Here is a 9,925-nt window from a genome sequence, read left to right as displayed (position 1 = left end):
CCTGACGATGACCCAAGGCCACCGCCGAAATTACACCACATTGACGGACGCAACCCAGGCCGCCTATGGGAATCCCCGCCGAGTCAGTTCGTGTGGAAACCGCTCTAACTCTAATTATCGGAATTTATTGAAATAAATGGTGGGCGTATTGGGCCCTTACTCAATGAAGTCTGCCGAGAGCACTGATTTGCTGCTTCAATGCTGCCGAGGAGGCAGCTGAGGATGAGCACGCATCTTTATTGGCTCGACGATGCAAGTTGGGCCGTGATTGAGCCACTGCATCCACGCGGTCGGCTCGGGGCGCACTTAGGCGCACCGGGGCGATGACCGGCGGGTGATCTCCGGCATCATGCACATGCTCTATACGGGTGTCCGATGGCGCGATTGCCCGGCTGATTTTGGTCAGTACACAACGATCGACAACTGCTTCAACCGGTGGAGTCGGCAGGGTGTCCGGGAAGATATCTTCTACGCCCTGACCGGTTCATCCGCCGTCCTCATCGTCGCCGTCATCATTTGGTGGGCCAATTGGGTCCCGGCCCTGAGGCTGGAACCTAGGGTCCGCTGATTCAGGGAAGCTTCTGGTCCCAGAGAAGAGGGGGCGATTCGCTTGGCGAACGTAGCCCTACATTGTCACTAAACTCGGCCGTCGCATCCGCTTGCATCCGTAAGGATATATTTGATGGATATTTGACCGCCAGCCTCTGTGAACTGCTAAGTTATTGAAATTTATGGTGACCCCTACGGGAATCGAACCCGTGTTTCAGCCGTGAGAGGGCCGCGTCCTGACCGCTAGACGAAGGGGCCGTGCCATCAGCCGGGTCGGCGGTTTCGCCCCGGCCGTCTGAGCTCTGCCCGGCGCGATGGCGAGGTGCAGAGTTGGTGACCCCTACGGGAATCGAACCCGTGTTTCAGCCGTGAAAGGGCCGCGTCCTGACCGCTAGACGAAGGGGCCACTGGCGTGTTGCCGCGTGGCAGGACCGCGCAACTAGGGCCAGATGCGGGTCAGGTCAACCCCCTCGCTGCGCGAAAGCAAAGCTTGTCCCAAGGGGCACGGATCAGTCCGCAAATGCGGCATCTTCGACATGGAGTTCGGCGGCAGGGCGGCTGCCCCAGTCATCGATCTTCACGCGCCCGGCGAGCCAGAACTGGCGGCCGCGCGCGCCGTGCAGCAAGGCTTGCCCCAGCTCGGTCTCCGCCGCGCGGAAGGCCATGGCCTTGAACGAGCGGCCGTCGTTGCCGCCCGCGATCATCCGCACGTGATCGGCGCCGACCACGTCGCACTTGATCAGCCGCACCGGGCCGACGGCGACGCGCGGACCGGGCCAGCCCATGCCGAAGGGACCAGCCGCTTCGAGCCGCTCGACGAGATCGGGCGTGAGGCCGCCGGGGGCAAGACTGAGATCGAGCAGCAGCGACTGGCTGAGCCGTGCGGCTGCGACATCGCGGGCAAGGCGTTCGTCAAGCCAGTCAGCCAGACGCTCCGCGCCGCCCGGAGCCACGGTGAGGCCGCAGGCCATGGCGTGGCCGCCGCCGGCGATGAGCAGGCCCGCCGCCTTCGCCGCAATGATCGCAGCACCGAGATCGACCCCCGGGATCGAGCGGCCCGAACCCTTGCCGTTGCCTTCCGAGTCGCCGTCCTCGGCAATCACCAGCGTGGGCCGTCCGGTCTTTTCCTTGATGCGGCCCGCCACGATGCCGATGACGCCGGGATGCCAGCCGGGTCCATGCACCACCACGACGCTGCGGTTGTGCTGCGCCTGGACTTGCGCCTCGGCCGCTTCCTGCACCGCCTGCTCGATCGCGCGGCGCTCGTCGTTGAGTTCGGAGAGGCGCGCGGCGATGGAGCGGGCCTCTTCGGCATCGGAGGTGGTCAGCAGCCGCACGCCGAGGCTCGAATCGCCGATGCGCCCCGCCGCGTTGATGCGCGGGCCGAGCGCGAAGCCAAGGTCGCTGCAGGTGGGGGCGCGGCTGAGGCGGCTGGCATCGATCAGCGCGGCGAGGCCGACATTGGCGCGGCGAGCCATGATCTTGAGGCCCTGCGCCACGAACGCGCGGTTCACGCCCTTGATCTGCGCGACATCGGCGACGGTGCCGAGCGCGACAAGGTCGAGCAGACCCATGAGGTCCGGCGCAGCGGAGGCGCCGACAAAGCCCCGCGCACGCAGTTCCCGGAGCGTCGCGACGGCGAGAAGGAAAGCGACGCCGACGGCCGCCATATGGCCGTGGCTTGCCGCCTCGTCGCTTTCATCGAGCCGGTTGGGATTGACCAGCGCGGTGGCGGCAGGAAGCTCCGGATTGCACTTGTGGTGGTCGACCACGATCACGTCGACGCCTTCCGCGCGCGCGGCGGACAGCGCGTCGTAGGCCATCGCGCCGCAATCGACGGTGACGATGAGCTGCGCCCCCTCGCGCGCCAGCTTGACGAGACCTTCGGCGGAGGGCCCATAGCCTTCGAGCAGGCGGTCCGGGATATAGGGCCGGGCCTGCACGCCGAGGCTCGCGAGGAAGCGGATGAGGAGCGCTGCGCTGGTGGCGCCGTCGACATCGTAGTCGCCGTAGACCGCGATGGCCTCGCCCTTGGTGATCGCATCGGCAAACCGCTGCGCCGCTGCATCCATGTCGTTGAAGATCGACGGATCGGGCAGGAAATCGCGCAAGGTGGGGCGGCGGTGGCGCTCCAGATCGTGGCGTTCCACCCCGCGCGCCATGAGCAGCTGGTCGACGAGGCTGTCGAGCTGACCGAAGCTGCCCGATGTGAGGTCCATGTTGCCGCCGCGCCAGCGCCAGGCGAGGCCGGACAGCGAACGGGTGATGGCGGTGACGGGGATCATGCGCAAGGCGCTAACCGATCGCGTCTGCGGGCGAAAGGGCAGGGTATGCGCTGCCCACAATCCCTTGCACCGCTGTGCGCAAGATCATCGCACCACCGCAGCGTGATTGACACAAGGGCAGTGGATATGGTCGCATCTGCAAAACAGAAATCCGGTCGCGCCATACAAACTGCTGAGAGAGGGGTTTGAGCTGATGACCAGGAACAGCATGCGTCTGATGATGGCCGCCGGTGCAGCGAGCGTGGCTCTCGTCGGGTTTGGTGTGGCGCAGACGGCGGCGCCGATCGCCCGCTACGAAATGCGCGCCGGGACGACATCGGGCCTCATGGGCGGCATGGCCGGCATGAAGGGCGGCGGCATGGGTGCCGCGATGAGCATGGCCTTCGGGGGCGGCAACCGTAACGCGCCGCAGCATGAGTTGTGGCTCGACCTCGGTTCGAGCCGCGCGCCTGCGGGCGGGGCGCCCAAGGCCGACCACTTCATGCCCGCCGGTGCCAAGCTCGGCCTCTCGGTGCCGCTGAAGACGCCGGTGAAGGTGCCCTCGGGTCCGGAGGAACCTGCGGAGAAGCGCGATTTCAAGCGGCCCAAGGGGCGGATTCTGATCTTCTGGGGCTGCGTTGAGCACGCGCCTGCCGGACAGCCGGTCATCATCGATTTCGCCAAGATCGCCGCCGGGCAGATGCCGCCGGGCCTGTGGACCAGCAATGTGCCGATGGAGCGCCGCGTTTCCTATGCCAGCAGCAAGACCTACGGGACGTGGCCGAACGATGAAAGCAAGGCCGCGGTCCGCACCGACAGCTCGCTGATCGGCGCGCACAAGGTGGCGGGCAACTACGCGCCGGAGATGAACTTCACGCTCACCAAGGACTTCATGGGCGCGCTGCGCACGTCCACGTTCGCGCAGCCGAGCGGGGCGACCTTGCTGCGCTGGAGCCCGGTGCCCGATGCGACCGGCTATCATGCCTCGCTGATGGGCGGGAAAATGGAAAAGGGCGGCGAGATGGGCGACATGGTCTGGTGGTCCTCCAGCATGACGCGCGAGTTCGGTGGCGGGCTTTCGGACTGGCTTTCACCCGCGACCGTGGCGAAGCTGGTGGCGGCGAAGACGGTGCTCGCGCCCGCAACGACGACATGCATGGTGCCCGCCGAAGTGAAGGCCGCCGCGCCGCAGTTCCAGATGGTCACGCTCTATGCCTATGGCCCGGAGGAAAGCTTCGTCTATCCGCCGCGCCCGGCCAATCCCAAGACGCCGTGGAGGCCCGAATGGACCGCCGATATCCGCCACCGCTCGATGACCGGCTTCCTGCTGGGGATGCCGGGGATGGATGAGGAAGCGGCAGCAGGTGGCCGCAACCAGGGCCAGCAAGCGCAACAGCAGCAGTGCCCGCAGAAGCCCAAGAAGCGTGGACTGGGCGGGCTGGGCGGCCTCATCGGCGGCGCGCTGGGCGGTGCGGTCGGCAGCGCCGGCGGCAACGGCGGGGACGGGTGCTGAGCCGCCTATGCTGCTGATCGTCTGGCACAGCCGCACCGGCGCGGCCCGCGCGATGGCCGAGGCCGCCCTGGAGGGGGCGGCCGAGGAGGGGGATGCTGCCATGCTCGCGGCGGACGATGCGACCCCCGAGCGGCTGCTTGCGGCCGGCGGATATCTCTTCGCGTGCCCGGAAAACCTTGGCACGATGAGCGGGGCGATGAAGGAGTTCTTCGATCGCTGCTACTATCCGCTGCTCGAACGGATCGAAGGTCGCCCCTTTGCCACAGCAATCGCTGCGGGATCGGATGGATCGGGGGCCGAGCGCCAGATCGAGCGGATCGTCACCGGCTGGCGGCTGCGCCGAATCGCCGAAGGGCTTGTCGTGAGCCTGAATGCCCAGACACCGCAAGCGATTCTGGCACCCAAGACAGTGTCATCGGCAGACCTGCAAAAGTGCCGCAATTTGGGACAGTCGTTTGGCGCCGGGCTGGCGATGGGCCTGTTCTAGGGTGCCGCGGCGTTGGAACCGACGGATTCCGTGCCAGTTTGACCGCACGGGACTCGACGACCGTCCAGCATTGGTGTCACTGATACAGCCACAGTGAGGGAGCATAACTGGTGGTGATCGAGCGTGCTGCAGGGCGTGAGCCCCTTGCCGCGCTGTTGTTCGGCGAGGAGGGGCGTCCGGCTGTCGATGCCGTGGCCGGCCTTGCTGTCGGCCCTGAGGGGTTCGAACTGCTCAATCCCGCGCAGGCCGTGCATGGCAATGCGGAACTCTTGCGTGACGGACTGACATTCGATCTGACCGGACTGGCACCCGGGCCGAACTGTCCGGTCCCGCCGGTGATCCACCGCGTGGCATTGCCGAGCGATTTCAGCTGCGACGCTCTGGATGCGGCGTGGTTCATGGTTGGCCCGCATCTGGCCGGGGCGGAAAGCCTGTTGCCGGTGCTGCGCGTGGCGGCGGCAATCCTGCGCCATCTGACCAGTCTGACGGGTCTGCAGGCCGTGGTGTGGCGTCCGGCGCGGATCGCGATGTCACCGGCTTGGTTCGCCGAAGCGGTCGGCGTCTGGCTTGCCGGCGGCCCATTCCCGGCGCTGGCCCTGACAGCCCTGGCGCGCAGCCAGAACGGCATCGAAAGCGAAGGACTGGCCTTCCTGACCGGGCAGGAGTTCATGCTCCACGCCGGCGCGGGTGGGCCAAGCCGGGAGCACAGCCGCATCGCCGTGCGCCTGACCGACTGGCTGGTCGCACATGGCCCGGTGGACAGCCCGCGCGAAGTGGTGCTCAGCGGAGTCGGTGCCGTCTGGATCGAGCCGGAGGGGCAAAACAGGCTTAACGTCCTGCCGCGCTAGGTAAAGCACGCTTGCAAGCGCCGATTAAAGCACATTTGCAAGGTTCCGATAAACGACGCTTGCAAGTGCTGCGTTAAGCTGGCCGCGCGAACATGGCGGCATGGTTCCTGCTGGACACATAGCCCGGGGACGCATCCCCTTCCGCTCGGTGAATGTACCGGGAAAGCCGGGCTATACGCCGGGCTTGCAGCGGCACCATTTGCTGCCGCGCGCCTTGCTTTACCGGCGCGCGTTCAGCCGGATGATCACCGCGCTGACGCCCGACCGGATCGGCTTTCACGACTTCCGCGCGAACGGCCTGCTGCTCCCTGCGACCGAGAGCGGCGCGCTCAGGATCGGCTTGCCGTTACATCGCGGACCGCACGGAACCTATTCGGAAATGGTTACCGAACGGGTCGGCCAGATCGAACTCGGGTGGAGCCGCACGCGCTGCTATGATCCCGAACTGGCCAGCATGGAGGCGCTGATGCGGCTCGACCTGCTGCAACGCGCGCTGCGCAGACGGCTGCTCAGCCCGCCCAAAGGCGAGGAGATCGAGCTCAACCGGCATGATCCGGCGACCGACTACAGCCATCTCGACCGCATGGCCGAGATGCTGTGGGAAGCGACGGAGAGCCGGCTTTAGAGCGGTTTCCACCCGTTCTGACCCACCACGATTGCCCTGAGCAGCCCCGAGGGGAGAAGCCGCCCGAAGGTCGGGCCGGCTGCCCGGCCGAGGGTGGCGACGCTGCCTCGGGGCTGCTCAGGGCAACCCTGAAGGGGCGGGCCCCTTTTGGCCCACTGCTGCGTCGGCAAAGCTTGAAATATTGACATATTCCTACGCTTCGCCTCCTTGCAGAGGGCCAGAATCGGCTCCGTCGTGGTGGGTCAGAACGGGTGGAAACCGCTCTAAAGGAAGGGCGCGCTGTCGGCGGTGAGACCGGCAGCGGCTTCGCGGTACTGCGCGGTGAGCGTGGCGACGCGTTCGGCCACCGTCTCGACCTTGTCGATCGCGCCGATGCCCTGGCCCGAACCCCAGATGTCCTTCCACGCCTTGGCTTCGGTGTTGCCGCCCGAGCCGAAGTTCATCTTGGAGGGATCGCTGACCGGCAGGTTGTCCGGATCGAGCCCGGCCTTGACGATGGAGCCCTTGAGGTAGTTGCCGTGCACGCCGGTGAAGAGGTTCGAATAGACGATGTCCTGCGCGCGGCTATCGACGATTTCCTGCTTGTAGCCTTCTGCCGCGCGGGCTTCGGCGGTCGCGATCCAGGCCGAGCCGATATAGGCGAAATCGGCACCGAGGGCCTGCGCGGCGAGGATGGAGCGGCCATGCGCGATGGCGCCGGAGAGCGCGACGAGTCCGTCGAACCACTGGCGGATTTCCTGCATCAAGGCGAAGGGCGAGAGCGCGCCGGCGTGGCCGCCTGCACCCGCGGCGACGGGAATGAGGCCGTCCGCGCCCTTTTCGATGGCCTTGCGGGCGAAGCGGTCGTTGATCACGTCGTGGAGCACGATGCCGCCCCAGCGATGCGCGGCCTCGTTGATATCCTCGCGCGCGCCGAGCGAGGTGATCAGCATCGGCACCTGCCACTTTTCGCAGAGCGCCATGTCCTCATCGAGGCGGTTGTTGGTCTTGTGGACGATCTGGTTGACCGCGAAGGGTGCAGCAGGGCTGTCCGGATGATCGCGATTGTGCGCGGCGAGCGTTTCGGTGATCTCGTGGAGCCATTCGTCGAGCTGGCTGATCGGCCGCGCATTGAGGCTGGGGAAACTGCCGACGATGCCTGCCTTGCACTGCGCGATGACGAGTTCGGGGCCGGAGATGATGAACAGCGGCGAGCCGATGACGGGGAGGCGCAGGTTCTTGAACAGCGGGGGAAGCGGCATCCTGAAAGCTCCGGTTTAAGCGGGCGGTTAAACCGGAGCTTTAGCAGGAGACGCGGCGCTGTCAAAGGTCAGCGCCGCTCCCTTAATGACTAGGCCGCGAGCACGTGCTCGATGCCGTAGAAGCGCGCGGCGTTGCCCGCGAACAGCGCATGCTTTTCGTCTGCCGAGGCGCCGTGGGCAAGGCGCTTGAAGGCGTTCCACAGGACCGGATAAGTCGCGCCCCAGCGGTCGACCGGGTAGTTGCTTTCGAACATGCCGCGCTCCGGCCCGAAGGCGTCGATGCAGGTCTCGATATAGGGGCGCCACATCGCCGCGAGCGTTTCGGAGCCGACACCGGCGGCGGGCCCCTGCTCGGGCATGGCGCAGAAGGCCATGGCGAGGCCGCCCAATTTGACCGAGACATTGGGGCACCTGGCGAGCTCGCGGATATGCCCTCGCCACACATCGAAGCGTTCGTGGAGCTTGCCCTTGTAACTGGCGACGCCGAGCGGGGTGCCGCAGTGATCGAGCACGATCGGTTGATCGGGGAAGGCGCGGGCGAGGCTGATGACATCGGGCAGCTGCGGCTCGAGCAGCCAGGCATCGAAGGTGAGGCCCAGCTTGCCGAGGTGCTTGAACCCGGCGCGGAAGGCATCGCTGGTGTAGAGCCCGGACGGCGCGTGGAACGGGGGGCCGAGCACTTCGGGATCGGCATCCCACGCGGCCTGGTGGCGGATGCCCTTGAAGCGCCCGTTTCCGGCTGCGATGAGAGCTTCGAGGACGGGCACCGTGCCGTCGCCCAAGGTCATGTCGGCATGGCCGATGATCCCGGCGCAGGGGCGGTAGTTGCCATAGAGCCCGCTGGCGCCCTGTGCGGCGACGCCGTTGACGAATTCGACCTCGCCGACCGGTTTCAGCGCCTGCTCGGCGCCGTTACGGTAGAACGCGCCGCATTCCATGAACACGGTGCCGATCACGTTATGGCCGCTGTGGGTATCGGCGTGGAGCGCGTCGAAGGTGTAGTAGGCCGCCGGAACCAGCGTCTCGATGAAGGGATGAAGCGGCTGGGGGAACGAGGCGACGAGCGGGCGCAGGTCCCACAAGTGGTGGTGGGGATCGATGATCGGCAGATCGGGATCGATGATCTCTTCAGACATGGCTCTCTCTCATGGTCGGCCTCTTGGCGGGCTCGCTCACGGAGTATGCAGATGGGCGGGGGAAAGGGAAGGGGGCGACCCATCACCTTCTCGTCATTGCTTCGCTGCGCTCGCAATGACGATGCTGGAGGGCCGGTGAGGTTGACACGGTTGACGCAGTCCAGAGCGAAATTGAGGTTTCCCGAGGTTTCGCCTCCATTGCACTGAATTTACGGCATTACTGGCCAAAATCCATCCAACATGCCGCCGGAATAACTGACGCACGTGTCTGTTATTCCGGTTGCGGTCACGCGGAGCCCGCCTCCCGGCCATGGTGGGGGCGGGAGGGGCAGTCTTGCACGGAACGACGGTTCAAAGAGCGAGGCGGATCATGCGCCCGGTGGGGGCTTGTAGGAAAGTGGTTTGTTACGGGAGCCGCTTGTCGTGCGCCGGACGGACCGATAGGCTCGCCAGATGAGCATGGACGAAGAGACCGGCCCACAAGGCATCGCCCGTGTCGAGGCGTTTTCGGACGGGGTGATCGCGATCATCATCACGATCATGGTGCTGGAACTGAAAGCGCCGGTGGAGGAAGGGTTGGGGGCGCTCGCGGCCTTGTGGCCGACCTTTCTCGCCTATGGGCTGTCCTATGCCTATGTCGCGATCTACTGGGTCAACCACCACCGCTTGTTCGGCCATGCCCGGCGGGTGAGCAACGGCTTGCTCTGGGCCAACATGGCGCTGCTGTTCACGCTGAGCCTGGTGCCTTTCGCGACGGCCTATCTCGGCGAGCATCACTTCGGCCGTGATGCGACGGTGATCTATCTTAGTGCGATGCTGCTTCCGGCGGTTTCCTACGGCCTGCTGCAAAGCGCGGTCATGCGCGATGAGGGCGATACGGCGGCAGCGCGGCGCTATCTCGTGGCTTCGCGGCGCAAGGGCCATGCAGCCAATGCGGTCTATCTGCTGGGCATGGCGCTCGCGTTCGTATCGCCGTGGCTCGGGATCGCCTGCGCAGGCCTGGTCGCGGTGTTCTGGTGCCTGCCGGCGAGCCGGCTGGATCATCTGTTTCTGAAGGGGAGCGGGTGAGCCCAAAGACGCTGCGCTTTGCCCCTCTCCCAACCCTCTCCCCTGAGCCGTAGGCCACCGAAGGTAATCGGAGAGCGCTTTATGGGGAGCCTGGCGCGGCGGTGGCTGGCTGCTCCGGACAATGTTTCGGGATGCAAGGGCGATGGCCCTTGCCCGCCGGAGGCTTGCTTGTTCGATTACCCCTCCGACCCCCC

The 9,925-nt window shown here is 66.1% G+C and carries 8 protein-coding genes, 2 tRNA genes and 1 pseudogene; 6 read left to right on the top strand and 5 right to left on the bottom strand.

Annotated features, from left to right (window positions below; genetic code table 11):
- Window positions 1-331 precede the first annotated feature (331 nt).
- Window positions 332-568, top strand: a pseudogene (locus IP83_RS21150) (transposase); the annotation flags it as partial.
- A gap of 164 nt (window positions 569-732) precedes the next feature.
- On the opposite strand, the gene IP83_RS15015 reads toward IP83_RS21150, so the two are convergent.
- The 3 genes from IP83_RS15015 to recJ form a co-directional block, all read right to left on the bottom strand.
- Window positions 733-807: transfer RNA gene (locus IP83_RS15015), tRNA-Glu, on the bottom strand.
- A gap of 73 nt (window positions 808-880) precedes the next feature.
- Window positions 881-955 (bottom strand) — tRNA-Glu (locus tag IP83_RS15010).
- A 103-nt stretch (window positions 956-1,058) separates the two neighbouring features.
- On the bottom strand, window positions 1,059-2,834 hold the full coding sequence (recJ, locus tag IP83_RS15005) for a single-stranded-DNA-specific exonuclease RecJ (protein ID WP_054123040.1): 1,776 nt from the start codon (window positions 2,832-2,834) through the stop codon (window positions 1,059-1,061).
- A 193-nt stretch (window positions 2,835-3,027) separates the two neighbouring features.
- On the opposite strand from recJ, the gene IP83_RS15000 reads away from it, so the two are divergent.
- The 4 genes from IP83_RS15000 (at window position 3,028) to IP83_RS14985 (ending at window position 6,286) form a co-directional block, all read left to right on the top strand.
- Entirely contained in the window at window positions 3,028-4,326 is a 1,299-nt protein-coding gene (locus IP83_RS15000) for a hypothetical protein (RefSeq protein ID WP_231625070.1), read from the top strand.
- 7 nt (window positions 4,327-4,333) lie between these two features.
- Window positions 4,334-4,813, top strand: a complete 480-nt coding sequence (locus IP83_RS14995) for a flavodoxin family protein (RefSeq protein ID WP_054123039.1) — start codon at window positions 4,334-4,336, stop codon at window positions 4,811-4,813.
- A gap of 110 nt (window positions 4,814-4,923) precedes the next feature.
- On the top strand, window positions 4,924-5,661 hold the full coding sequence (locus IP83_RS14990) for a hypothetical protein (RefSeq protein ID WP_156309750.1): 738 nt from the start codon (window positions 4,924-4,926) through the stop codon (window positions 5,659-5,661).
- A 148-nt stretch (window positions 5,662-5,809) separates the two neighbouring features.
- On the top strand, window positions 5,810-6,286 hold the full coding sequence (locus IP83_RS14985) for an AHH domain-containing protein (RefSeq protein ID WP_231625069.1): 477 nt from the start codon (window positions 5,810-5,812) through the stop codon (window positions 6,284-6,286).
- A 263-nt stretch (window positions 6,287-6,549) separates the two neighbouring features.
- On the opposite strand, the gene IP83_RS14980 is transcribed toward IP83_RS14985, so the two are convergent.
- Together IP83_RS14980 and IP83_RS14975 are read right to left on the bottom strand one after the other, a co-directional pair.
- The gene (locus tag IP83_RS14980; protein ID WP_054123037.1) at window positions 6,550-7,527 is read right to left on the bottom strand and encodes a nitronate monooxygenase family protein; all 978 of its coding nucleotides are present in this window, start codon (window positions 7,525-7,527) and stop codon (window positions 6,550-6,552) included.
- An 89-nt stretch (window positions 7,528-7,616) separates the two neighbouring features.
- On the bottom strand, window positions 7,617-8,663 hold the full coding sequence (locus tag IP83_RS14975) for an amidohydrolase (RefSeq protein WP_054123036.1): 1,047 nt from the start codon (window positions 8,661-8,663) through the stop codon (window positions 7,617-7,619).
- A 453-nt stretch (window positions 8,664-9,116) separates the two neighbouring features.
- Here IP83_RS14975 and IP83_RS14970 point away from each other — a divergent pair, with 453 nt between their 5' ends.
- Entirely contained in the window at window positions 9,117-9,731 is a 615-nt protein-coding gene (locus IP83_RS14970) for a TMEM175 family protein (RefSeq protein WP_231625068.1), read from the top strand.
- Window positions 9,732-9,925: the final 194 nt, after the last annotated feature.

The sequence above is a fragment of the Novosphingobium sp. AAP93 genome (genome assembly GCF_001296055.1).
GTDB lineage: Bacteria > Pseudomonadota > Alphaproteobacteria > Sphingomonadales > Sphingomonadaceae > Novosphingobium.
The sequence above is the reverse complement of the archived record's forward strand: the minus strand, read 5'-3'. Positions and strand labels throughout refer to the sequence as shown.

Coding starts and splice junctions, on each gene's coding strand:
- recJ (WP_054123040.1), bottom strand. CDS start 2,834: ATGATCCCCGTCACCGCCATCACCCGTTCGCTGTCCGGCCTCGCCTGG.
- IP83_RS15000 (WP_231625070.1), top strand. CDS start 3,028: ATGACCAGGAACAGCATGCGTCTGATGATGGCCGCCGGTGCAGCGAGC.
- IP83_RS14995 (WP_054123039.1), top strand. CDS start 4,334: ATGCTGCTGATCGTCTGGCACAGCCGCACCGGCGCGGCCCGCGCGATG.
- IP83_RS14980 (WP_054123037.1), bottom strand. CDS start 7,527: ATGCCGCTTCCCCCGCTGTTCAAGAACCTGCGCCTCCCCGTCATCGGC.
- IP83_RS14975 (WP_054123036.1), bottom strand. CDS start 8,663: ATGTCTGAAGAGATCATCGATCCCGATCTGCCGATCATCGATCCCCAC.
- IP83_RS14970 (WP_231625068.1), top strand. CDS start 9,117: ATGAGCATGGACGAAGAGACCGGCCCACAAGGCATCGCCCGTGTCGAG.